Annotated in this window: 23 protein-coding genes; 7 read left to right on the plus strand and 16 right to left on the minus strand. The window is 70.6% G+C overall.

The annotated features are described in order from the left end of the window. Window positions 1-91 precede the first annotated feature (91 nt). Both GFH48_RS21480 and GFH48_RS21485 read right to left on the minus strand, forming a co-directional pair. Complete coding sequence (locus GFH48_RS21480) at window positions 92-400, minus strand: hypothetical protein (RefSeq protein WP_054232206.1); 309 nt, start codon at window positions 398-400, stop codon at window positions 92-94. Between the two features lie 646 nt (window positions 401-1,046). Then, entirely contained in the window at window positions 1,047-1,358 is a 312-nt protein-coding gene (locus GFH48_RS21485) for a DUF397 domain-containing protein (RefSeq protein ID WP_153289803.1), read from the minus strand. 284 nt (window positions 1,359-1,642) lie between these two features. On the opposite strand from GFH48_RS21485, the gene GFH48_RS21490 reads away from it, so the two are divergent. From GFH48_RS21490 to GFH48_RS21500, 3 genes are all read left to right on the plus strand, one after another. Beyond that, the gene (locus GFH48_RS21490) at window positions 1,643-2,401 is read left to right on the plus strand and encodes a trypsin-like serine peptidase (RefSeq protein WP_153289804.1); all 759 of its coding nucleotides are present in this window, start codon (window positions 1,643-1,645) and stop codon (window positions 2,399-2,401) included. Window positions 2,402-2,620: 219 nt separating this feature from the next. Further along, window positions 2,621-3,628 carry a C40 family peptidase gene (locus GFH48_RS21495; RefSeq protein ID WP_228120783.1) on the plus strand — a complete coding sequence of 336 codons (1,008 nt, stop codon included), beginning with the start codon at window positions 2,621-2,623 and terminating at the stop codon, window positions 3,626-3,628. 214 nt (window positions 3,629-3,842) lie between these two features. Further along, window positions 3,843-4,544, plus strand: coding sequence for a phosphatase PAP2 family protein (locus GFH48_RS21500; protein ID WP_153289806.1), 702 nt, complete (start codon window positions 3,843-3,845; stop codon window positions 4,542-4,544). A 72-nt stretch (window positions 4,545-4,616) separates the two neighbouring features. Here GFH48_RS21500 and GFH48_RS21505 read toward each other — a convergent pair whose 3' ends face one another. Both GFH48_RS21505 and GFH48_RS38615 read right to left on the minus strand, forming a co-directional pair. After that, window positions 4,617-6,191 carry an FAD-binding oxidoreductase gene (locus GFH48_RS21505; RefSeq protein ID WP_153289807.1) on the minus strand — a complete coding sequence of 525 codons (1,575 nt, stop codon included), beginning with the start codon at window positions 6,189-6,191 and terminating at the stop codon, window positions 4,617-4,619. Between the two features lie 205 nt (window positions 6,192-6,396). Beyond that, on the minus strand, window positions 6,397-6,567 hold the full coding sequence (locus GFH48_RS38615) for a hypothetical protein (protein WP_194280634.1): 171 nt from the start codon (window positions 6,565-6,567) through the stop codon (window positions 6,397-6,399). Between the two features lie 118 nt (window positions 6,568-6,685). Here GFH48_RS38615 and GFH48_RS21510 point away from each other — a divergent pair, with 118 nt between their 5' ends. After that, complete coding sequence (locus tag GFH48_RS21510; RefSeq protein ID WP_153289808.1) at window positions 6,686-7,546, plus strand: hypothetical protein; 861 nt, start codon at window positions 6,686-6,688, stop codon at window positions 7,544-7,546. Window positions 7,547-7,751: 205 nt separating this feature from the next. Continuing rightward, the gene (locus GFH48_RS21515; RefSeq protein ID WP_153289809.1) at window positions 7,752-7,940 is read left to right on the plus strand and encodes a hypothetical protein; all 189 of its coding nucleotides are present in this window, start codon (window positions 7,752-7,754) and stop codon (window positions 7,938-7,940) included. 58 nt (window positions 7,941-7,998) lie between these two features. Here GFH48_RS21515 and GFH48_RS21520 read toward each other — a convergent pair whose 3' ends face one another. Then, window positions 7,999-8,367: a metal-sensitive transcriptional regulator gene (locus tag GFH48_RS21520; RefSeq protein ID WP_153289810.1), complete on the minus strand. Its 369-nt coding sequence runs from the start codon at window positions 8,365-8,367 to the stop codon at window positions 7,999-8,001. 224 nt (window positions 8,368-8,591) lie between these two features. Between GFH48_RS21520 and GFH48_RS21525 the strand changes: the two genes are divergently transcribed. Together GFH48_RS21525 and GFH48_RS21530 are read left to right on the plus strand one after the other, a co-directional pair. Beyond that, window positions 8,592-9,212 (plus strand): DUF47 domain-containing protein, encoded by a 621-nt coding sequence (locus GFH48_RS21525; RefSeq protein ID WP_148009124.1) that lies wholly within the window; start codon window positions 8,592-8,594, stop codon window positions 9,210-9,212. Between the two features lie 6 nt (window positions 9,213-9,218). Beyond that, on the plus strand, window positions 9,219-10,217 hold the full coding sequence (locus tag GFH48_RS21530; protein ID WP_153289811.1) for an inorganic phosphate transporter: 999 nt from the start codon (window positions 9,219-9,221) through the stop codon (window positions 10,215-10,217). Window positions 10,218-11,030: 813 nt separating this feature from the next. Here GFH48_RS21530 and pstB read toward each other — a convergent pair. From pstB to GFH48_RS21585, 11 genes are all read right to left on the minus strand, one after another. Beyond that, entirely contained in the window at window positions 11,031-11,807 is a 777-nt protein-coding gene (gene pstB, locus GFH48_RS21535; RefSeq protein ID WP_153289812.1) for a phosphate ABC transporter ATP-binding protein PstB, read from the minus strand. 47 nt (window positions 11,808-11,854) lie between these two features. Next, window positions 11,855-12,919: a phosphate ABC transporter permease PstA gene (gene pstA / locus GFH48_RS21540; protein ID WP_153289813.1), complete on the minus strand. Its 1,065-nt coding sequence runs from the start codon at window positions 12,917-12,919 to the stop codon at window positions 11,855-11,857. Beyond that, window positions 12,916-13,923, minus strand: coding sequence for a phosphate ABC transporter permease subunit PstC (pstC, locus tag GFH48_RS21545; RefSeq protein WP_153289814.1), 1,008 nt, complete (start codon window positions 13,921-13,923; stop codon window positions 12,916-12,918). Before pstC ends, pstA begins: the two co-directional genes overlap by 4 nt. Window positions 13,924-14,023: 100 nt before the next feature. Further along, a complete protein-coding gene (pstS, locus tag GFH48_RS21550; protein WP_153289815.1) occupies window positions 14,024-15,163 on the minus strand; it encodes a phosphate ABC transporter substrate-binding protein PstS in 1,140 nt (379 codons plus the stop codon). 530 nt (window positions 15,164-15,693) lie between these two features. Continuing rightward, window positions 15,694-16,113, minus strand: a complete 420-nt coding sequence (locus GFH48_RS21555; RefSeq protein WP_153289816.1) for an NUDIX hydrolase — start codon at window positions 16,111-16,113, stop codon at window positions 15,694-15,696. A gap of 10 nt (window positions 16,114-16,123) precedes the next feature. Then, a complete protein-coding gene (locus GFH48_RS21560; RefSeq protein ID WP_153289817.1) occupies window positions 16,124-17,209 on the minus strand; it encodes a CHAD domain-containing protein in 1,086 nt (361 codons plus the stop codon). Next, window positions 17,190-19,421 carry an RNA degradosome polyphosphate kinase gene (locus GFH48_RS21565; RefSeq protein WP_187285603.1) on the minus strand — a complete coding sequence of 744 codons (2,232 nt, stop codon included), beginning with the start codon at window positions 19,419-19,421 and terminating at the stop codon, window positions 17,190-17,192. Before GFH48_RS21565 ends, GFH48_RS21560 begins: the two co-directional genes overlap by 20 nt. 386 nt (window positions 19,422-19,807) lie before the next feature. Beyond that, on the minus strand, window positions 19,808-20,746 hold the full coding sequence (locus GFH48_RS21570) for a hypothetical protein (protein ID WP_153289818.1): 939 nt from the start codon (window positions 20,744-20,746) through the stop codon (window positions 19,808-19,810). Continuing rightward, window positions 20,743-21,768, minus strand: a complete 1,026-nt coding sequence (locus tag GFH48_RS21575) for an ABC transporter permease (protein WP_153289819.1) — start codon at window positions 21,766-21,768, stop codon at window positions 20,743-20,745. The genes GFH48_RS21570 and GFH48_RS21575 overlap by 4 nt, the downstream gene beginning before the upstream one ends. After that, on the minus strand, window positions 21,765-22,658 hold the full coding sequence (locus tag GFH48_RS21580) for an ABC transporter ATP-binding protein (RefSeq protein ID WP_153289820.1): 894 nt from the start codon (window positions 22,656-22,658) through the stop codon (window positions 21,765-21,767). The genes GFH48_RS21575 and GFH48_RS21580 overlap by 4 nt, the downstream gene beginning before the upstream one ends. Further along, on the minus strand, window positions 22,655-23,059 hold the full coding sequence (locus GFH48_RS21585; protein WP_153289821.1) for a GntR family transcriptional regulator: 405 nt from the start codon (window positions 23,057-23,059) through the stop codon (window positions 22,655-22,657). The genes GFH48_RS21580 and GFH48_RS21585 overlap by 4 nt, the downstream gene beginning before the upstream one ends. Window positions 23,060-23,098 lie beyond the last annotated feature (39 nt).

Below are 23,098 nucleotides of genomic sequence, written 5' to 3' on the forward strand. Positions count from 1 at the left end.
ACATCAGGGAAACGCAACCTCAGCCGGTGGGCGCGACGGACAGGTGGATCGGACAGACGGTGGAGACAGGAGCCGGGCGCCCCGGCCGGGGCTAGACGGCCATGCCGTACACGATGGTGAACAGCGTGCCCAGGGACCCGATGATGAAGACCCCGGTGAGGCCGGCGATGATCAGGCCCTTGCCCTGTTCCGCGCTGAAGGTGTCGCGCAGCGCCGTCGCGCCGATGCGCTGCTTGGCCGCTCCCCAGATCGCGATCCCGAGGCAGAGCAGGATGGCGACCGCCATCACGACCTGGATCATCGTCTTGGCTTCGTTGCCCAGGCTGCCGAAGGGACCCCAGTCCGGGGCGATCCCGCCGATGATTGTGGTGATGTCGCCCTTGTCGGCTGCGAAAAGCATGTAAGTCACCGCCCCTAGTGGGTAGTTCTGCACCCCCTGCCACTGCGCGCAGAGGTCGGGCCCATTCTCGCCGAAAATGACGCTGTCGCATGTCGACTTGGCGTCATTGATTGGCGGGTTTCGTACGAATCCCTTGCCACCGGCGCACGCGGGCCCCATTCGGGAGGCGTGCGCCGGTATGCGGAGAGTCGTATGGTCACTCTGTGTATCACGGCAGGTCACGCCGGGCAATGAAGTCGATGCGGAACCTGTCGTGTGGTTCCGTCGTTAACCCCTTCTACGAAGAGCGCGGGACGGGTGCCCCGCTCGCCTCGTAGCTCCGCCACGGACGCGTCCCGATTCCGACGGGTTGTCGAGCCGATGTTCTCCGGGTCGCGCGTCTGCCGGATGTGGACGCGCGATCGCTGTCACGCAGGCTATCCCCCGTCCCTGTGGTGCGCGGAAACGGGCCGTGGCCGGTTGCCGCGTGGCGCCGCGCCGACTGCCCCCGTGGGAGCGGGCGTTGGCGGTAGTGCGGGCCGGGAGGCATTGGCGGCAGGGGTACTTGGCGGAGTCCGCCCGGGAGACCGTGGCGTACTGCGGGGGCGCGGCCGACGGGGAGCCCACGGCCGGTGATCCGCGCATCGCGTCCTGGCCGGCGTGTTCGTCAGGACGGGGCCGCGGCCCCGGGCGCCTTCGAGGACCGCCCGTCCTGTTCTCCCCCCTCTGTCTCGCCCGCCTCTGCCTCCACCTCTATCTCGGCTCCTGCGACGAAGTGGTCGAACTCGCCCGCCCGTACACCCAGTACGAACGCGTCCCACTTCCTCCGGGTCGTGGTGACGACGTTCGTGGGGTCGCTGGTCTCCCTGATGTGGACCAGGTCGTCCTCGCCGAAGGCGATCTCGATCCACGGCCCGGGTCCGGTCGCGTCGTCGGGGGCCGCCCGCGTCCAGTCGGGGTTCGGGGGTACTTGAGCCATGGAGGTCTTCCTCTCCTGGATGTCCGGGAACCCTGGATGTCCGGGAACGCCCGGGTGGCCCGGTGGTGTGCGGTGCGGAGAACGGTGTCCACAGGCTGTGGATATCCCGCCGCCGCGCGCGTGGGACGTGACTGGAGTAACGTAGCGTGACGTCAATTGATCGGAGCGCGAGAGAGGGCGGTCGGCGGACGTGGGCCGTACGGTGGATTCCACCGGTGACTCATGCCAATTTCTCAAGGTGGTTTCAGGATTTCTCTCAGATCCGTGAGCCAGAGTATGAACCGATGAAGCGCACCACTCGTCCCCCCGGTAACCGGCGGAACGCCCTGTTCGTCGCGGTCGCGGTGCTGGCCGCGACATCGGCCTCCGTGGCGGCCGCCGACGACGGCCGCGGGCCCCTCGGCGTGACCGCGCGGGCCTCCGGCACCGTGGCGGCCTCTCGTGTCGGCGCGCTGTTCGGGGGCAGCGGCCCTCTGGAGGGCGGCCACTTCTGCACCGCGTCCGTCGTGCACAGCAAGGGACGCAATCTGCTGGTGACCGCCGCGCACTGCCTGGACGGCGGCGGAAAGCTCCGCTTCGTGCCCGGATACCGTGACGGGAAGGCGCCGTACGGCATCTGGGATATCCGCAGGACGTACGTCGGTGACGCGTGGACCGGCGCCCAGGACGAGGACAGCGACGTCGCCTTCGCCACCGTCGCCGACCGCGGCGGCAAGGGTGTCGAGGACGTCGTCGGCGGCAACGCGTTCGCGACGGGGCGGGAGACCGGGGCGACCGCCGTGACCGTCACCGGCTACCCCAGCATCCTCGAGGCGCCGATCACCTGCACGAACAGGCCCACCGCCCACAGTCGCACCCAGCAGCGCATCGCCTGCCCCGCCTTCGCCGGCGGCACGAGCGGCAGCCCCTGGGTGAACGGGTACGGGGAGGTCGTCGGGGTCATCGGCGGCCACGAGGCGGGTGGGGACACCGACGACATCTCGTACAGCGTGGTCCTCGGGGACGAGGCCCGGGCCCTGTACCGCTCGACACAGGAGCAGTAGCGCGGGAGCGCCGCGCCTCCAGCGTGGCTTCCGGCCGCGCTGGAGTGTCGCCGTCGGCTCTGGCCTGATATCGCCTTGCGGGGCGGGGGAGTTGGCCAGGGGGTGCAGCGGACGCCCCGGCACCGGCGCCACATGCGGTTTCTCCTTGTGTGTGATCGTCCCGCGGCGCGGGTCCGCCTCTACACTGGCGGCGGTGGACTCCCGGGCGGTGAGGGGCGGTTGACGGTGCGTAAGGCATGGGTCGTGGCGGCCGCTGTCGCCGGGGCGGGACTCTCCTTCGTGATGCTGCTCGTCGTCGGGGTCTACGTCGTCGCGGGCAATCTCGCGGGCGGGGTCGGGGGCGGCTCGGTCGGGCTCGCCAAGGGCGCGGTACCCGCCGCGTACCAGACGCTCGTGCAGAAGTGGGGGAACCTCTGCGGCGCGATCAACCCCGCGCTGCTGGCCGCGCAGCTGTACCAGGAGAGCGGATTCAACCCGAACGCCAAGAGCCCGGCGAAGGCCGAAGGGATAGCGCAGTTCATCCCGGGGACGTGGGCCACGCACGGAGTGGACGGCGACGGGGACGGCGACCGCGACGTCTGGGACCCGAATGACGCGATTCCGTCGGCCGCCTCGTACGACTGCCAGCTCGCCTCGTACGTGAAGGACGCGCCCGGGAACATCACGGAGAACATGCTCGCCGCGTACAACGCTGGGGCGTACGCCGTCATCAAATACGGGGGCGTCCCGCCGTACCGGGAGACCCGGAACTATGTGAAGACGATCACGACCCTGGAGAAGAGCTTCGCCCGGCCCGTGAACCGGGTCGACCCGTCACGGCAGGCCGCCGCGGCGATCTACTACGCGCAGAAGAAGCTCGGCACGCCCTATCTGTGGGGCGGCAACGGCACCGCTGACCAGGGTGGACGCTTCGACTGCTCGGGTCTGACCAAGGCCGCGTACGAGAGCGTCGGGGTCACCCTGCCGCGGGTCGCCAACGACCAGTACAACGCAGGGCCGCACCCCGCGCGCGAGGAACTCCTGCCGGGGGACCTGGTGTTCTTCTCCGACGACCTCACCAACTCACGGACCATCCGGCACGTGGGCATCTACGTGGGCGGCGGATACATGATCGACGCGCCGAGGACGGGCGCCGTCATCCGCTTCGACCCGATCGACACCCCCGACTACTTCGGAGCCACGCGTGTGACCGAGGATGGCGCGAAAGCGCTGCCGACCACGGTCTGAACCCACCCCCTGAGCTGCGGCGATGTATCTCTCTTCGATAACGTCTGCGTGATCATTCGGTGGAGTGTGGAACGTACTGGAGGGCACTGTGCGTTCCTGTTGACGTAGAGCGGATCCAGGACTTCCGGGCCGCGGTTCTACACACCACGGGGTGGATCGAGCGGCGCGCGAAAGGGTGCGCCCGCGGCAAAGACGACGAAGGGGCCGCAGCACCATGGCTGGACTCGCCGAATCCGGTTCGAACCCCGACGTCGACCTGCTCTACGACATCAACGGCCTCGCCAGGAGCGCACCGCACTGGTTCGACCGGGGCATGGAGTTCGTGGGCGAGTACGGCCTGCTGCTCGCCATGGTCCTGCTGGTGCTGTGGTGCTGGTGGACCGTGCGGCGCGGCGGTGGTGAGGGCGCGGCGTCGTCCGTGGCGGGGCTGGTGTGGGCGCCGCTGGCCGCCGGCGTCGCGGTGCTGGTGAACGTGCCGATAAGGGGCTTCGTGGAGCGGCCCCGGCCGTTCGTCGACCACCAGGGTCTCGACGTCCTGGTGTCGGGCAAGACCGACTTCTCCTTCGTGAGCGACCACGCGACGCTCACGATGGCGATGGGCGTCGGCCTGTTCGTCGTGCACCGGAAGTTCGGCCTGGCCGGGATCGGGCTCGCGCTCGTCGAGGGGTTCTGCCGGGTCTACATGGGCGTGCACTACCCGACGGACGTCATCGGTGGATTCGCCCTCGGTACGGCCGTCGCGCTGCTGCTGTCCCCGCTCGCCATGGCCCTGCTGACGCCCGTGATGAAGGCCGTCGAGCGGTCCCCGCGGGCCGGCCTGCTCGTGCGGACACGGCGCGCGGGCCTCACGGGGCGGCGGACGACGATTCCGGAGGCGCGCGCGGAGCGGCCGGACGAGTCCGACCTGGCGGCGTGACCGCCTCCTTCGGCCGCCGCCCCCGCACCGGCTCGTGCGGGGGACGCCTTCCGCGGCGGGCGCGGCTCCTTCTTACAGGGCCTGGGGGAACGAGAAGAAGCGGTCCGGGTCGTACTGCTTCTTCAGAGCGGTCAGCCGGGGCGCCGCGTCGCCGTAGTACGCCTTGCGCCAGTCGGTGAGGGTCGGGTCCGTGTAGTTCTGGTAGGCGGCGCCGGAGGCGTGGCGGGCCATCGCCTTGTGGGCCGAGGTCAGCCAGGACTGGCCCGTGGTGCCGGAGGTGCCCGCCTGCCAGGAGACGATGTACTGGGCGAGCATCCGGGAGCGGCGGTGCACGAAGGCCGTCGCGGTCGGTGAGACGCGGTTGACCGCGCCGCCCAGCGCGGTGAGCGCGATGCTGCCCGCGCCGCCGCGGACCGAGACCATCTGGTTCAGGAGCGTCTGGATGCCGGCCGCGGAGATCGAGCGGTCGAAGAAGTCCGAACGGGCCGCGTACGTCTCGCGGCCGAGGGCGCCCTGCGCGGAGCGGCCCGGCGTCGTGCCGGGCAGATGGCACTGCGGGTCGGTGGGGAAGGAGGAGCAGCCCGCGTACACCTCCATCGACTCCTCGTACGACCGCTTCTTGAGGGAGACGCTGGTGGCGGGGGCGCCGACCCGGTCGGCCAGACGGTCCACGGCGTTCTGGAGTTCGCCGTAGGTGCCCAGGGAGAACGCGGCGACGGAGACGGTGGGAGTGCCCCCGGCGGCGTTCGCGAGATGCAGGGACGACCAGATCTCGTCGGGCTGGTCCGGTCCCCACTCCTGCCAGGCCTTCACCACGGCGGCGGCCTTCGTCCACGGCCAGGACAGGTACGCGGAGACGGCCTGCGGGGCGGGGTGGGTCTTGTAACGGAGCTCGGTGACGACTCCGAAGTTGCCGTTGCCGGCGCCGCGCAGCGCCCAGAAGAGGTCCTTGTTCTCACTCGCGTTCGCGACGAGCTGCTTGCCGTCCGCGGTGATCAGCGTCGCCTGGGTGAGACTGTCGCAGGTCAGGCCGTACGCCCGGGACACGACGCCATGGCCGCCACCGAGGGTCAGACCGGAGACGCCGACGGTCGGGCAGGAACCCGCGGGTATGGTGACGCCCTTCGCGGCGAGCGCGCGGTAGACGTCTATCAGCTTCGAACCGGCGCCGACGACGGCCTCGTTCGCGGACGCCCGGATCTTGTTCAGCTTGGAGACGTCGAGGATCAGCCGGCCGTCGCCTGAGGACCAGCCCGCGTAGGAGTGGCCGCCGTTGCGGATCGACAGCGGTATGTGGTGGGCGCGGGCGTAGTCCATGGCCGTACGGATGTCGTCGGCGTGGGCGGCGTACGCGACGGCGGTGGGCTTCAGCGCGTCGAAGCGGGTGTTGTACAGCTGGTGCGCGGCGGGCCAGGCGCGGTCGCCGGGGCGGACCAGGATGCCGTCCAGGTCCTTGGCGAGGGCGGTCCAGTTCGCGGCGGCGCGGACGCCGGCGGGGGTGACGCCCGCGGTCGTGCGGACGGGGGCGCTGGACGTCTCAGCGGCCCCGGACGCGCTGGTGGACGCTCCGCTCTTCCCGTTGCACGCGGTGGTGACCGCCGCCGCGAGAGCGGCCGCGCCGCCGCCTATGAATATCCGCCGTTGCATGTGAGCCTCCCGTTGGTTCCCGTGGGACGAGACGGGTGACCGCTTCCGAGGGTTCCACAACGTACGGGGCCAGAACGGAACCGCTACAGGAATGTGATCCCGGTATGACCGATATCACGTGTTTCCCGCCCGCGATCCGGTCCCTGCCAGGGGTGTTGTGTCCGCCCTGCCTCGCCCGCGCGAGGCCGTCCCGGCCGCAGCGGAGTCAGGCGAGCGGGGGTGTCGTGTGGGACTCCGCGTCCGTGCGGGCGAGGCTGCGGGCCCGGCGGGCGGGGCCTCTCCAGCCGCAGGAGCAGCGGGCCACGCAGAAGCGGCCCTGTTCGACCGTGATGGTCCGGTGTTCCCCGGCGGAGGGGATGTCGTCCTGCTGAGCCACGTCAACAACGTTACCCAAGGCAAGCAAACGGAATCGCACCGGCGTGACGGGCGTCCCTACCCGTCGTTAACCGGTACGACAGGAGGCCCGGGACGGACCGGCTGGGGGTCGGCGGACGATGGTGGCGCAGCAGGGCAGGCGGACGGAGGTCCGTGTTCTGGCGGTCGCGGTGGCAGGGCTCGTGTGCTGCGTCGCCGGATGTTCGGCCGGCGGCGCCGGTGTGGAGGACGCGCGCCCCGCCGCCGTGGGCGCCCGCTCCGGCGTCGTCTCCGCCGAGGCGCTGCACCGTGCCGCCGCCGTCCTGGAGCGGGCCGGCAGCGCGAGGGTGCGTACGTCGATGGAGATGGCCACCGGCGGGACCCGGGTCACCATCCGGGGCGAGGGTGTCTACGACTTCAGGAAGCGGTCGGGGCGGCTCACGGTGGAGCTGCCGCAGGATCCGGGCGGCGCCGAGGAGCACCGGCCGATCACCGAACTGCTCGCCCCGGGAGCCCTGTTCATGAAGAACCGCGGCGCGGGTGTGCCGGCCGACAAGTGGGTGCGCGTCGACACGGCCACGCTCTCCGACGGGAATCTGGTGACCGGCGGTGCCACCGATCCGTTCGCGGCGGCCGAGTTGCTGCGCGGGGCGCGGACGGCGACGTACGAGGGCAGGACGGAGGTGGCGGGGGTCCCGGTGGCGCACTACCGCGGGATCGCCGACCTGCGCCTCGCCGCACCGAGCGCGTCGGAGGGGAACCGGGAGGCGCTGCGGGCGGCGGCGAAGGGCTTCGCCACCGCTGAGGTCCCGTTCGACGTCTATCTCGACGACGAGGGACGGATCCGCGAGCTGCGCAACCGGTTCAGCTTCGTGAACGGCCAGCACAGGGGCACGGTCGCGGTCGCCTCGACGACCCTGCTCCACGACTTCGGGGTCCCGGCGCCCGTACGGCTTCCCGAGGCCGCGGACATCTTCGCGGGGAAGATCGCGGAGCCGTAGAGGCGCGGCGACCGCGGGGACGAAGGGCGTGCGGTATCCCGGCGGAGTCCGGGTAGGGGTCCGGGCCGGGGGCGGCTCGGGGGCGCGGAGTGCCTGCGCGGGCTCCCCGTGGGAGGCGGGGTTGGGGGCTGGAAATGGCCCTTCCGTGCCATGCGCGGTGTGTAGGCCGCTCCCTACTCTAGGAAGTCGGTGACGGCAGGAAGAGGTGACGCGCGTGGCTCCGGTCGGCGGTACGGCAGTTCAGGACCACGTGGCCCTCGCCGAGATCGAGCTGTGCGGCGACCTGATCATCGCGGCGTCGGCGGCCCATGAGGACCGGCTCAGCCTGGAGAGCATCGACGAGGTGCTGAAAGTGGCCGAAGAACGCGCGCGGGAGGACGGCGCGGGGGGATGAGCCCCGCTGTCGTCGCCCCGGCCCGGCGGCCGTGTCCCCACCTCACGGAGCGGTACGACTAGGTGCGCAGCAGCCGGCCGATCGCCTTCGTCGCTTCCTCGACCTTCGCGTCGATCTCGTCGCCGCCCTTGAGGGCCGCGTCCGCGACGCAGTGGCGCAGGTGCTCCTCCAGGAGCTGGAGGGCGAAGGACTGCAGGGCCTTGGTGGAGGCGGAGACCTGCGTGAGTATGTCGATGCAGTAGACGTCCTCGTCGACCATCCGCTGCAGACCGCGGATCTGGCCCTCGATCCGCCGCAGGCGCTTGAGGTGCTCGTCCTTCTGCTTGTGGTACCCGTGCACACCGCGGTCGTGGTCGGTCACGACCTGCTCCACGGTCTCCCGTGTGTCACCGGAGGGCGCCTGCGCGCCGGCCTCGGTGGTCGTCATCGCGTCCTCCTGCTGATCCCGCCGGAAAGGTCGGCTACATATACCCCTGGTAGGTATATGGTATCGAACTTCGTTGGGTATAGGGCCCTTGCCCGGTGCCGGGACCGGACCCTGTGCTGATCACTGTGCCTCATGGGCGACACTGGGGGACGGCCGGTTAGCCGTGGCCGGATGATGCGCCTAGCATCAGCCTGACCGAAACAAAAGGACCCCGAGGACCTCACGTGCGATTTCGTCTGACCCCCAGGGAGACGAGCTTCTACGACATGTTCTCCGCATCCGCGGACAACATCGTCACGGGCTCGAAACTCCTGATGGAACTGCTCGGGGCCGACGCCTCGGCCCGGGCCGAGATCGCAGAGCGTATGCGGGCAGCGGAGCACGCCGGTGACGATGCGACGCACGCGATCTTCCACCAGTTGAACTCCTCCTTCATCACGCCCTTCGACCGCGAGGACATCTACAACCTGGCCTCGTCCCTCGACGACATCATGGACTTCATGGAGGAGGCCGTCGACCTGGTCGTGCTGTACCAGGTCGAGGAGCTCCCCAAGGGCGTGGAGCAGCAGATCGAGGTGCTGGCGCGGGCGGCCGAGCTGACCGCCGAGGCGATGCCGAACCTGCGGACCATGGACAACCTCACCGAGTACTGGATCGAGGTCAACCGCCTCGAGAACCAGGCCGACCAGATCCACCGCAAGCTGCTCGCCCAGCTCTTCAACGGCAAGTACGACGCCATCGAGGTGCTGAAGCTCAAGCAGATCGTGGATGTGCTGGAGGAAGCCGCCGACGCGTTCGAACACGTGGCGAACACGGTGGAGACCATCGCCGTCAAGGAGTCCTGAGGCTTCGTGGACACCTTTGCGCTGATCGTGACCATCGGGGTCGCGCTCGGATTCACGTACACGAACGGCTTCCACGATTCGGCGAACGCCATCGCCACGTCGGTGTCCACCCGGGCGCTGACCCCCCGGGCCGCGCTCGCGATGGCCGCGGTGATGAACCTCGCGGGCGCGTTCCTCGGCAGCGGGGTCGCGCACACCGTGAGCAGTGGCCTGATCGCGACGCCCGAGGGCGGCAAGGGGATGGGCATCCTCTTCGCCGCGCTGATCGGGGCGATCGTCTGGAACCTGGTCACCTGGTACTTCGGTCTTCCGTCGTCCTCGTCGCACGCGTTGTTCGGCGGTCTGGTCGGGGCGGCGCTCGCGGGCGGTACGACCGTTCTGTGGTCCGGCGTCCTGGACAAGGTCATCATCCCGATGTTCCTGTCGCCGGTCGTCGGTCTGATCGGCGGCTATCTGGTGATGTGCGCGATCATGTGGCTGTTCCGCCGGGCCAACCCGCACAAGGCCAAGAGGGGCTTTCGGATAGCCCAGACCGTTTCGGCGGCCGGAATGGCGCTCGGGCATGGTCTGCAGGACGCGCAGAAGACGATGGGTATCGTCGTGATGGCGCTCGTCATCGGTGACGTCCAGGGTGCCGACGATCCGATTCCGGTGTGGGTGAAGATCTCCTGCGCCGTGATGCTGTCCCTCGGTACGTACGCGGGTGGGTGGCGGATCATGCGGACGCTGGGGCGGAAGATCATCGAGCTGGATCCGCCGCAGGGGTTCGCGGCGGAGACCACCGGGGCGTCGATCATGTTCGCCACGGCGTTTCTGTTCAAGGCGCCGATCTCCACGACGCATGTCATCACTTCCGCGATCATGGGGGTGGGGGCGACCAAGCGGGTGAACGCGGTGCGGTGGGGTGTCGCGAAGAACATCGTGCTGGGGTGGTTCATCACGATGCCGGCGGCGGCGGTGGTGGCCGCGGCGAGTTTCTGGGTCGTGGATCTGGCGTTCCTGTAGGGACCCGGGGGCTCCCCCCGGGGGGTTCGGCGGGATTCTCTCGCCCCCGCCGCCCCTACCCGACCCATCCCGTACCTGGGGGCTCCGCCCCCTGGACCCCCGTCATCGCCCGAAGGGCTCGTCCTCAAACGCCGGACGGGCTGAGGGTGCGGGTCCGGCCGGAACCATCAGCGCGGCGCATGCCCGGGATTCCCCGGGGCCCGCACTTCGTGCGTGAGCCCCCGCACCTGCCGTACAGCCACCGCTTCCTGCGCCCGCCCGCGTTTCCAGTACGGGTATCGGGCTTCTGCGGGAGTTCGCGCCTTCGGCACGGGCGGTCACTTCCTGGGCGAGGCCCCGCCTCCTGGTACGGGCCGCAGACTCCTGCGCGCGCCCGCGTCTTCAGCACGGGCCGCCACTTCTTGGGCGAGGCCCCGTCTCCCGGTACGGGCCTCCGCCTCCGCGTAAGGCCGCGCCTTCAGTGCGCGCCCGCGTTTCCAGTACGGGAACCTGGTTTCAGCGGGAGTTCGCGGCGTTGGCACGGGCCGTCACTTCCCGGGCGAGGCCCCGCCTCCCGGTACGGGCCCCCGCCTCCCGCGCAAGGTCATGCCCTCAGCGCGGCCCCGCCTCCGGTGTCGGTCTCGCTTCTCGTGTTCGCCCGTCCCTCAGCGCGGGTTCCCGCCTGCCGTGCGCGCCCGTGTGCTCGGCCCGTTCGCGGTTCGGCCAAGAGGGAGGAACGGGAGCGGGCCCGCCCCCGGGAGCCGGGGGCGGGCCCTTCTCGTCCTCGCGGTGGCACCGCCATGCAGCACCGCGAGGGGTTCTTGTGGGGTCGGCTCAGCCGAAGCGGCCCGAGATGTAGTCCTCGGTGGCCTGGACCGACGGGTTGGAGAAGATCCGCTCCGTGTCGTCGATCTCGATGAGGCGTCCGGGCTGGCCGACCGCGGCCAGGTTGAAGAAGGCCGTGCGGTCGGAGACGCGCGCCGCCTGCTGCATGTTGTGCGTCACGATGACGATCGTGAAGCGTTCCTTCAGCTCACCGATCAGGTCCTCGATGGCGAGGGTCGAGATCGGGTCCAGGGCCGAGCAGGGCTCGTCCATGAGGAGGACCTGCGGTTCCACCGCGATCGCCCGCGCGATGCACAGTCGCTGCTGCTGGCCGCCGGACAGGCCCGAGCCGGGCTTGTTCAGGCGGTCCTTGACCTCGTTCCAGAGGTTCGCGCCCTTGAGGGACTTCTCGACGATGTCGGCCAGCTCGGACTTCCGGTAGGACCCGTTGAGCTTGAGGCCGGCCGCCACGTTGTCGAAGATCGACATGGTGGGGAACGGGTTGGGACGCTGGAAGACCATGCCGATCGTGCGGCGCACGGCGACGGGGTCGACGCCCTGGCCGTACAGGTCCTCGTCGTCCAGGAGGACCTTGCCCTCGACACGGCCGCCGGGGGTGACCTCGTGCATCCGGTTGAGGGTGCGCAGGAAGGTCGACTTGCCGCAGCCGGAGGGGCCGATGAAGGCCGTCACCGAGCGGGGCTCGACCGTCATCGAGATGTCTTCGATCGCCTTGTGGGCGCTGTAGTAAGCGGTCAGACCGCTCACGTCGATTCGCTTGGCCATGTCAGTCACTGCTTCTTTCGAGAGATTCGGGTCGCTGATTGGCCGCGTCAGCGGCCCGTCTTCGGGGCCTTCCAGCGGGCGATGCCGCGGGCCGCCAGGTTCAGGATCATGACGAAGGCGATGAGGGCGAGTGCCGCCGCCCAGGCCCTGTCGTAGGCCGCGCCGGAGCCGGCGCTGTTCGCGTACTGCTGGTAGATGTACAGCGGCAGCGAGGCCTGCGGGTCCGAGAACGGGTTGGTGTTGATGAAGTTCGTGCCCCAGACCAGGAGCAGCACCGGGGCGGTCTCGCCCGTGATGCGGGCGACCGCGAGCATCACACCCGTGGTGATACCGCCGATGGAGGTCGGCAGGACCACCTTGATGATGGTGCGCCACTTCGGGACACCCAGGGCGAGGGAGGCCTCGCGCAGCTCGTTCGGTACGAGCTTGAGCATCTCCTCCGTGGAGCGGACGACCACGGGCATCATCAGGATCGACAGGGCGAGCGAACCGGCGAAGCCGGAGTAGCCCATGTCGAGGATCAGGATCCAGAAGCTGAGGATGAACAGGCCGGCGACGATCGACGGGATGCCCGTCATGACGTCGACGAAGAAGGTGACGGCCTTGGCGAGCTTGCCGCGTCCGTACTCCACCAGGTAGACGGCGGTGAGCACGCCGATCGGCACGGCGATCAGGGTGGCGATGCCGACCTGCTCCAGGGTGCCGATGATCGCGTGGTAGATGCCGCCACCGGTCTCGGTGTCGGCGACCACGCCCATGGAGTGGGTCAGGAAGTAGAGGTCGAAGACCTTCGCGCCGCGCTTGACGGTCTCCCAGATCAGGGAGGCGAGCGGGACGATGGCGACGAGGAAGCAGACCCAGACGAGGCTGGTCGCGACCCGGTCCTTGGCCTGCCGGCGGCCCTCGACGCGGGCGGAGACGCCGTACGTGCCGAGGACGAAGAGGATCGCGGCGATCAGGCCCCACTGGACCTTGCTGTCGAGGCCGCCCACCAGGCCGATGACCACGGCGAGGACGAGGGAGCCCACGGCGATCGCCCACGGGGACCACGAGGGGAGACTGGCGCCGCGCAGGCTGCTGGGGCGCCGCTCGGTGACGGATGCGTGGCTCATGCGTTGGCCCCCGAGTACTCCTTGCGGCGGTTGATGATCATCCGCGCGCCGCCGTTGACCAGCAGGGTGATGACGAACAGGACGAGACCGGAGGCGATCAGCGCGTCCTGGCCGAGCGGGGTGGCCTCACTGAACTTGCTCGCGATGTTCTGCGCGAAGGTGCCGCCGCCCGGGTCGAGCAGGCTGGCGTTGATCTCGAAGGTCGGCGAGAGGACCGTGGCGACGGCCATCGTCTCGCCGAGCGCGCGGCCGAGGCCCAGCATCGAGGCGGAGATCACGCCGGAGCGGCCGAAGGGCAGCACCGACATGCGGATGACCTCCCAGCGCGTGGCGCCGAGGGCCAGCGCGGCTTCCTGGATCATCAGCGGAGCCTGGCGGAAGACCTCGCGGCTCACGTTGGTGATGATCGGCAGGATCATGATCGCCAGCAGGACGCCGACGGTGAGCATCGAGCGGGGGGCGCCGCCCTGCCAATCGAAGATGCCGGTCCAGCCGAAGTAGTGGTCGAGCCAGCCGAACAGACCGCTCATGTGCGGGACCAGGACGAGAGCGCCCCAGAGGCCGTACACGATGGACGGGACGGCGGCGAGCAGGTCGATCACGAACCCGATGGGGCCGCCGAGCTTGCGCGGCGCGTAGTGCGTGATGAACAGGGCGATCCCCACCGCGACCGGGACCGCGAGGGCCATGGCGATGATCGAGGAGACCACCGTGCCGAAGGCCAGCACCGCGATGCCGAAGGACGGCGGTACGAGGTTGGTGTTCCACTCGAACGTGGTGAGGAAGTTGCCGTGGTCGTCGCTGATCGCGTTGGCCGCGCGGTAGGTGAGGAAGGCCGCGATGGCGGCCATGATCACCAGGAGGAAGATGCCGGAACCCCGGGAGAGACCGATGAAGACGCGGTCTCCGGTGCGGGAGGCGCCGCGGTCGGCGATCTTCGTGCCGACGGCGGAAGTCTGTGGGGTGGGAGGTGGAGCTTCAGTGTTCTGCGTCGTTATGTCCATCAGGATTCTCCGGTCTGCGGAACCGTAAGGGGTGGCGGCTCCAGGCGGCGGTGCACCGGACGGTGCGGCCCGCCTCGGCGAGGCGGGCCGCACACTCAGGTCAGCTCAGGCTCGAGAGGGTCGTACGAACCTTGGAGATGATCTCGGCGGGGATCGGGGCGTACTTCGCGTCGGTCAGGAGCTTCTGACCGTCCTCGCTCGCGATGTAGTTGAGGAAGGCCTTCGTGGCGGGCAGCGTGTCGGCCTTGTTGCCCTTCTCGCAGACGATCTCGTAGGTGACCAGGGTGAGCGGGTAGGCGCCCTCCTCGGTCGGCTTGTAGTTCAGCTTCAGCGCCAGGTCGCTGCCGGTGCCAGCGACCGTGGCGGACGAGATGGCCTTGGTGGCGTTCTCGACGCTGGCCTTGACCGGGGTCGCGGCGTCCGTCTTGAGGTCGACGGTGCTGATGCCGTCAGCGGCGTAGGAGAGCTCGAAGTACGAGATCGCGCCGGCGGTCTGCTTCACCTGCTGGGCGAGGCCGGAGGAACCCTGAGCGGACTGGCCGCCCTTGGCCTGCCACGCCTTGCCGCCGGAGTAGTTCCAGTCGGACGGGGCGACGGCCTTCAGGTACTTGGTGAAGTTGTCCGTGGTGCCGGACTCGTCCGAGCGGTGGAACGCCTGGATCTTGGTGCTGGGGAGCTTCGCGCCGGGGTTGAGCTTGGCGATCGCGGCGTCGTCCCACTTGGTGATCTTGCCGTCGAAGATCTTGGCGATCGTGGACGCGTCGAGGATGAGGTTGTCCACACCCGGAACGTTGTAGCCGATCGCGATCGGGCCGCCGACCATCGGAAGGTCGATGGCCGCGTTGCCGCCGCAGACGTTCTTCGAGGCGGTGATCTCCTCGGGCTTCAGCGGGGAGTCCGAACCGGCGAACGCGGTCTGGCCCTGCGTGAACGCCGTCACGCCGGCACCCGAACCGGTCGGGTTGTAGTTGATCTGGACGCCGGAGCAGCTCTGGGTGAACTGCTTCACCCAGGCGTCTATGGCGTTCTTCTGCGCGGAGGATCCGGACGCCTGCAGCTGGCCCTTGGCGTCGTCACACTTGATGGCGCTGCTGTTGGTCGCGGCCGAGGCCGACTTGTCGCCGCCGGCGGCCTTGGTGCCGGTGTCGTCCGAGCCGCACGCCGTGAGGGCCAGGGCGCCGGAGACGGCGACGGCACCGAGCGAGAGGGCGCGAAGCCGGTTCTTGCGCTGAAGCTTCACTTTTCGGGAGTTCCTTCCAGGAGCCGCCGTCGAGGTGGCGGCGTGCGAAGTCGGTGGTAGGCGGAAGCCTGTCCCAGGACTTGCCCGGGACGCGGTCCGCACCGCGTAAGGCCGAAATTAGGCAGAACAGGTGAAGGCGCCGAAGGCCATAAGTGAACGGCGGGTGAACCCCTGCGGTCGGTGCGGTGAGGTCACGGAACGCTTACGTCGAGGACACGGGGCGGTTTCCGACAACTCGGGTCTCATTGGTAACTCTAGGCAACCAGACGCAATCGTTCAGGTTTCGGCGCGAGCGGCGTGAGCGGCGTGACGGGGCCGGTGGCCGCACGGCGCACGGGGACGGCGCCCGGACGCGTCGCGGGGGGCGTGGCGTGTGTGGGCGGGGCGTGCGGGCGGGGCGCGGCTGCGTGCGGCGGCCACACCGGTTCGCGGCTCATGGTTCGCGGCCCGGGGTTCGCGGATCGCGGATTGCGGCTCACGGTTCTCGGCTCATGGCTCACGGCTCCCACCGTCGGGGCGCGCACGGCGGCCTAGGCCAGATGCAGTGAGTGCAGAAGCGCGTCGACCAGGTCGCGGTCCCTGGGCTGGGTCAGGCGGTGCCGGGCCGCGGTCGGCGGGAGCCACAGGACGCGGTCGACCTCGCTGTTCGGCCGGAAGCAGCCGTCCGCCGCCTCGGCCGCCCAGTAGCGGACCTCCTTGGTGCGCCCGCCGACGAGATAGCCGAGCGTGGGCAGGCCGGCGCCCGGCATCGCGGAGTAGCCCGTCTCCTCCTCGACCTCCCGCAGCGCCCCGGCCAGAGCGTCCTCGGCGCGCTTGAGCTTGCCCTTCGGGTGGGACCAGTCGTCGTACTTCGGCCGGTGGACCAGACAGACCTCCAGCTCGCCGTCGACGGGCGAGCGGCGCCACAGGACGCAGCCCGCCGCCCGGATGATGTCGGTGCCGTCGGTCATGGAGCCTCCCTCAGGGGGTGCGTACGGCTTCCTTCTGCCAGCTCTGCTGGAACGCGAAGCGGGCCGCCTCCACCTCGTGCCGCTGGTCGGCGTGGAGCACACCGAGCGCGTACGCGGTCGCCGGGGCGATACGCGGGGTGCGGGCCGCCGACGCCGCGGCCGCGGCCGCCTCCGCCGCGTCCCGGTGCCGGTCGAGGGCCTGCCCCGCGCCCAGCAGCCGTACGTCGGAGGGGACGCCCTCCTGGTGGAGGCACTCGCGCGCGTAGCGGTGCAGCCGCAGCAGCAGCCGGACCTGGTGCCAGGGCGCGTCCTGGGGGTGGGGAGCGGCGTCCGCGGAGAGGCCGTGCACGAGGGCCTCCGCGTTGTACGGATGGCCCGCGGTGATCAGCGGCAGCGCGGTGACCGCGTCGATGAGCCGGTCCTGTGCGGCGGCGGCCAGCGGGCGCAGGTCGGCCGCGGTGGCCGCCGTGGTGAGCGGTACCTCGCTCGCGAGCACGGCGACGCTGTCCGCGACGGCGTGGAAGCGGGAGGAGCCCAGCGCCTGGAGCGCCGCCGAGTGCGCCCGGGTACGGGCGAGGGTCAGCTGCCGGTCGAGCAGCGCGCCCGCCTTCGCCGCCCCGATGGTCAGGTGGCCCTTGGGAGGAGCGCCGGCGCCGCCCGTGGTCTGTGCGGGGAAGGCGGTGGGCCCCGACAGCCGGTTCAGCGCGCCGAGCAGCCGCTCCAGGCGGGCCGCGTAGGCGTGCTCGCGCGCCAAGGTGCCCGACAGCCAGGCGAGTTCGGGACGCATCCCCTCCGACCAGTCCGTTTCGAGGAGCGGCCGGAAGGTGTGCAGGGTGCCGCTGATGCGGCGGGCCGAGCGGCGCAGGGAGCGCGCCGCGTCGACCGACTCCGCCGAGCCGCCCGCCGCGGCGCCGGTCTCCCGGTGCTGCCGCAGCGAGCGCAGGAACTCCGTGGCCTGGTCGCGCAGATAGTCCGCGAGGACCTCGCCGACGGGCGTACCGACCTGCTCACGGGGGTCCCGCCGGTCGGGCGAGGCCGCGAGCCGGGGTGAGGACCCGGCCGTGGGGTCGGTGGGGTCAAGGTGTTGCTGTGCCACGCCGGCGCCTCCGGGCGTCTATGAGCATCTCCTGGACGTTCCGCAGCGGTTGGCCATCCTGGTCGGTCGCATGCCGGGTCCATTCGCCGTCCGGGCCCAGGTGCCAGGAAGCGGTGGTGTCCGACATCCCGGTCTCGAACAGCCGGCTGAGGGCTGCCCGGTGAGCCGGGTCGGTGATCCTGACCAGGGCCTCGATCCGCCGGTCGAGGTTGCGGTGCATCATGTCGGCGCTGCCGATCCACACCTCGGGCTCTCCGCCGTTGCCGAACGCGAAGACCCGTGAGTGTTCCAGGAAGCGGCCGAGCACGGACCGGACCCGTATGTTTTCGGACAGGCCCGTGACGCCGGGCCGGACCGCGCAGATGCCGCGCACCCACACGTCGACGGGGACTCCGGCCTGGGACGCGCGGTACAGCGCGTCGATGATCGCCTCGTCCACCATCGAGTTGCACTTGATGCGGACGTAGGCGGGGCGTCCTGCGTTGTGGTGCTGGACTTCCTTGTTGATCCGCGCGATCAGGCCGTCGCGCAGCGACTTGGGGGCCACCAGGAGCCGGCGGTAGGTCTCGCGGCGCGAGTAGCCGGAGAGCCGGTTGAAGAGGTCGGAGAGGTCCGCGCCGACCTGCGGGTCGGCGGTGAGCAGTCCGAGGTCCTCGTACAGGCGGGCGGTCTTGGGGTGGTAGTTGCCCGTGCCGACGTGGCTGTAGCGGCGCAGGGTGTCGCCCTCCTGCCGTACCACCAGCGACAGCTTGCAGTGGGTCTTCAGCCCGACGAGCCCGTACACGACGTGGCAGCCGGACTCCTCCAGCTTCCTGGCCCACTTGATGTTGGCCTGTTCGTCGAAGCGTGCCTTGATCTCGACGAGGACGAGGACCTGCTTGCCGGACTCGGCGGCGTCTATCAGCGCGTCGACGATGGGCGAGTCGCCCGACGTCCGGTACAGCGTCTGCTTGATCGCCAGGACGTCCGGGTCGCTCGCCGCCTGCTCCAGGAAGGCCTGTACGGAGGTGGAGAAGGAGTCGTACGGGTGGTGCAGCAGGACGTCGCGCTCGCGCAGGGCGGCGAAGATGTCGGGCGCGGACGCCGACTCGACCTCCGCGAGGTCGCGGTGGGTGCCCGCGATGAACTTCGGGTACTTCAGCTCGGGCCGGTCGAGGGCGCCGATGCCGAACAGGCCGGTGAGGTCCAGCGGGCCCGGCAGCGGGTACACCTCGGCCTCGGAGATCTTCAGTTCCCGCACCAGCAGGTCGAGGACGTACCGGTCGATGGACTCCTCGACCTCCAGGCGCACCGGCGGTCCGAAGCGGCGCCGCATGAGTTCCTTCTCCAGGGCCTGGAGAAGGTTCTCGGTGTCGTCCTCCTCGACCTCGAGGTCCTCGTTGCGGGTGAGGCGGAAGGTGTGGTGCTCCAGCACCTCCATGCCCGGGAAGAGCTCCTCCAGGTGGGCGGCTATGACGTCCTCGATGGGGACGTAGCGGTCCGGGGAGGCCTCCAGGAAGCGGGAGAGCAGCGGCGGGACCTTGACGCGCGCGAAGTGCCGGTGGCCGCTGACGGGGTTCCGTACGACCACGGCCAGGTTCAGGGACAGGCCGGAGATGTACGGGAAGGGGTGCGCGGGGTCGACCGCGAGCGGGGTCAGGACCGGGAAGATCTGGTGCCGGAAGAGCGTGAAGAGGCGGGCCTGTTCCTTCTCGGTGAGCTCGCTCCAGCGGACCAGGTGGATGCCCTCCTCCGCGAGCGCGGGGGCGACGTCCTCCTGGTAGCAGGCGGCGTGCCGGGCCATGAGTTCGCGCGAGCGGGCCCAGATCATCTCCAGGACCTCGCGCGGCTGGAGGCCGGAGGCGGACTTGGTGGCGACGCCGGTCGCGATGCGCCGCTTGAGGCCGGCCACCCGGACCATGAAGAACTCGTCCAGGTTGCTGGCGAAGATGGCCAGGAACTTCGCCCGTTCGAGGAGGGGTGTGCTCGGGTCCTCGGCGAGTTCGAGGACGCGTTCGTTGAACGCCAGCCAGCTGCGTTCCCGGTCCAGGAACCGGCCCTGCGGGAGCTGGATGCCGTCCTGCACCGTGTCCTCGTACGCGTCGAGGTCGGCGTCGAGGTCGGGCTCCAGGTCGGAGACATTGGCGGCGACGGTGTGCGGCCGGTGCGCGGCGATGGAACCGACGGACGGCTGCGGGTGCTGGACCTGTGCCTGGGCGCTGGGCTGGTTCATGGCCCCATTCTTCCGTGCCGGACGCGAGACCGGCGCGTCGGAGCGGGCGGGCGGCAGCGCGGCGAGGCGGATGACGGCGCCCCGGCTCGCGGTCTCGTCCGACCGGGAGTGCCCCTGGCGGGGCACGGACACGGGTTCGTCCGCCGTCGACGGCTGGGGCTCGTTCTCCGGTGGAGGCGAAGGCTCTGGCACGGCGGGCTTCATTGGCTGAGCGTCGCAAGCCCGTCTGAATCGATGGTTACGGCGACATGACGTGCGGGATATCGGGGAGCGGCCCCCGGACGTCCACATGTCCGGGGGCCGGGTGCGTCCTCACCCCCGTGAGGGGCGTACGGACAGGTCGTACGGGCTGTTTCCGTCCCTTCCGCCGGGCCGGGGGTCCGGGTCTAGGCGGTGCGGCGGCGCAGCAGCCGGAAGGCGGTGGCGGTGGCCGCGCCGGCGACGGCGAGGACGATGCCGGTCTCCACCAGGTGGAGGGGCCAGAAATGGGAGAGCGGCTGGTAGACCGTGTAGTGGCCGGTGATTCCGTGCTCGGCCGCGCAGCGGCTGATCCGCGCGGCCGTGCCGACGCAGTGCCCGTAGTCGGGGTCCGCGACCCGGCGGCCGTGGACGAGCACCCCGCCCTCCAGCTGCCAGGCCCGGTGGGGGAGGGCGGCCTCGGTGGCGCCGGTCCGGGTGACCTCGGGCCACAGGCCGGCGCGGAGGGTCCCCAGGGTCTGGTTGAGCAGCAGCATCACCGCGAGGGTGACGCCGAGGGCGGGCAGCGCGCGTCCCAGCAGCAGGCCGGCGAGCGCGCCGACGGCCAGTGCGCACAGGGCGTACGCGACCGTCGCGGGGCCGAGGGCGACGAAGGTGCTGAAGCCGCTCCAGCCGTCGTCCAGCCGGTCCGGGTTGTTCGACCAGCCCCAGCGGAACATCGATACGAGCACGGCGCCGCCGAGTGTGACGACCAGCGCGGGGACGGCGAGCTGGGCGGTCAGCCAGCGCACCGGCGACACCGACTGGGTCCAGGCGAGCCGTGCGGTGCCCGACTCCAGTTCGCGGGCGACCAGACAGGCGCCGGCCCAGGCCGCCACGGCGTAGAAGGAGTAGCAGACGACGACGGCGCCCCAGCGCATCACGTCTCCGTAGTCGGCCGTGGCGAGGGTGGAGCAGGTGTTGGCGTGGTGGGCGCAGTGGACGAGTTCCGCGCGGGCCTTGCCGGCCTTGACGGCGACCGCCCACACCAGGAGTCCGGTGAAGGCGGCCACGAACCCGCTCCACAGGGCCAGGGCCGGGCGGTGCACGCGCAGGACGGTCCACGGGAGCCCGTTGACGGCGTTCATCGGCGGCCCTTCTTCGGGGCCGCGCCGACCTGGCGTGTCAGCAGCCGGAAGGCGGTGAGGACGGCGAGCGCGGTGAGGGCGAGGACGATCCCGGTCGCCACCCACTGGAGGGGCCAGTAGTGGGAGTACGGGTGGGAGTCGTTGTAGAAACCGACGACGTGCAGTCTCGCGTACAGATCGCGGCACTGGAGGTTGAGGTCGCTGCCGCAGTACGGGTTGGTGAGGCGGCCCCCGGTGGAGGTGAGGAGGCCTTCGTCGACGGTGAGGCCGAGGCCCGTGGGGCCGTTGTGGCGCAGGCTGCTGACGGTCCGCACCGGGGGCCACAGGTGGGGTGTCGCCAGGGCGGCGCCGACGCGGACGGCGAGCGTGCAGAACACCGAGAGGGCGAGGGCGGCCAGCGAGCGGCGCAGCGCGAGGCCGGTCAGCGCACCGACGGCCAGGCCGAACAGGGCGAAGGCGACGGTGGTCGGGCCGTTGGCGTGGAGGACGAGGACGTCGGTCCAGTCCTTGGCGGTGTCGATCCGGCCCTGGCTCCTGCGCCAGGTCCGCTGGTGCAGCAGGACCAGCACGCTCGTCCCGGTGGTGACGAGGACGGCCGGGACGGCCAGTTTGACCATGAGCCAGCGGGCCGGGGAGAGCGACTGGGTCCAGGAGAGCTGCGCGGTGCCGGTCTCCAGCTCGCGGCCGACGAGCGACGCGCCCGCCCAGGCGGCGACGAGGAACGGGACGAAGGTCACCGCGACGGTGGCGTACTGGGAGAAGGACTTGTAGGTGAGGATCGCGTCCTGGTCGTAGACGCAGGCAGCCTCCCGGCAGTGGTCGTACCGCCGCCACGCGGTGGCGGCCGCGTCCATCGCCGGGCCGTGCAGCCACAGCAGCAGGGCGGTGAGGACCACGAACAGGGCGGCTCCGGCGTACAGGGCCGGGCGGTGCAGCCGCAGGACCGTGCGGACCAGGCCGCGGGTGGCCGACGGGCGGCGGACGGGTGGCGCCGGGGCGTCGGCGGTGGTGAGCGCGGTCATGCGGCGGACTCCTGGGCGGGGGCGGGTGTGAGGATCAGCGCGGGTGCCGCCGGGTTGCGCAGGTGGGCGAGGACCAGTTCCTCCAGCGAGGGCCTGGTGGCTCCGGCGTCGGCGGGGTACGGGCCCCGCGGGCGGATCAGGGCGGTCTGCTGGCGTCCCGTGGTGCGGGACTCGACCACGGTGTGCGGGGCGAGGTCGCGGACCGCGCCGGTGGTCAGGGTGTGCGCGGCCAGGAGATCGTCCAGGTCGCCCGCCAGCCGTACCCGGCCGTCGCCTATCAGCAGCAGGTAGTCGCAGGAGCCCTCCAGTTCGGCGACGACGTGCGAGGACATCACGACCGTCGTCCCGTACTCGGCGGCCTCGGCCATCAGGGTGCCCATCAGTTCGTGCCGGCCGAGCGGGTCGAGGTCGGCCATCGGCTCGTCCAGGAGCAGGAGTTCGGGCCGCTTGCCGAGCGCGAGGGCGAGGGCCACCCGGGTGCGCTGGCCGCCGGAGAGCGCGCGGATCCTCTTCTTCGGGTCGAGGCCGCCGACCTCGTACGCGATCCGTCCGGCGACCCGGGCGTCCCAGCGGGCGGGGTTGAGCTCCTGGCCCAGGCGCAGCGTCTGGTCCACGGTGAGCTGCGGGTACAGCGGCTTGTCCTGGGCGACGTAGGCGACGCGCTCCCGGGCGGCGGCCGGGTGGGTGCCGAGCACGGTGAGGGCGCCCTCGGTGGGGGCGAGCAGTCCGGCCGTGTGGGACAGCAGGGTCGACTTGCCCGCGCCGTTGGGGCCGACGACGGCGCAGACGCGTCCCGCGGGGAGCCGGAAGGAGCACTCGCGCAGTGCCCAGCTCCCGCGTCGGCCGAAGCGCTTGCCGAGCCCGGCCGCCTCGATGGCGGTGTTGCTCATTCCTGGTCTCCCTTGGCGTGTTCCTGAGTGAAGCGGTCGTCGAGAGCGGAGGCGAAGAGCGCCGCCATGTCGTCCCGGCCGAGGCCCGCCGCGCGAGCCCGTGTCACCCAGGCGTCGAGTTCGGCGCGCAGGGGCGAGTCGGCCGGGGTGCTGGTGCCGAGCGAGCGGCGTACGAAGGTGCCGAGGCCGCGTCTGGCCTCGACCAGCCCTTCGCGCTCCAGCTCGCGGTAGGCCTTGAGAACGGTGTTCGGATTGATCGCGGTGGCCTCCACGACCTCGCGGGCCGTGGGGAGCTTGTCACCGGGTTCGAGCAGGCCCAGGCGCAGGGCCTGTTTGGTCTGCTGGACGATCTGGACGTACGTGGCGACACCGCTGCGCCGGTCGATGCGGTACTCGACCACTCGGCAACCACCCTTTCACTAATTGAGTAGTGAAAGGGT

The sequence above is a fragment of the Streptomyces fagopyri genome (assembly GCF_009498275.1).
Classification (GTDB): Bacteria; Actinomycetota; Actinomycetes; order Streptomycetales; family Streptomycetaceae; genus Streptomyces; species Streptomyces fagopyri.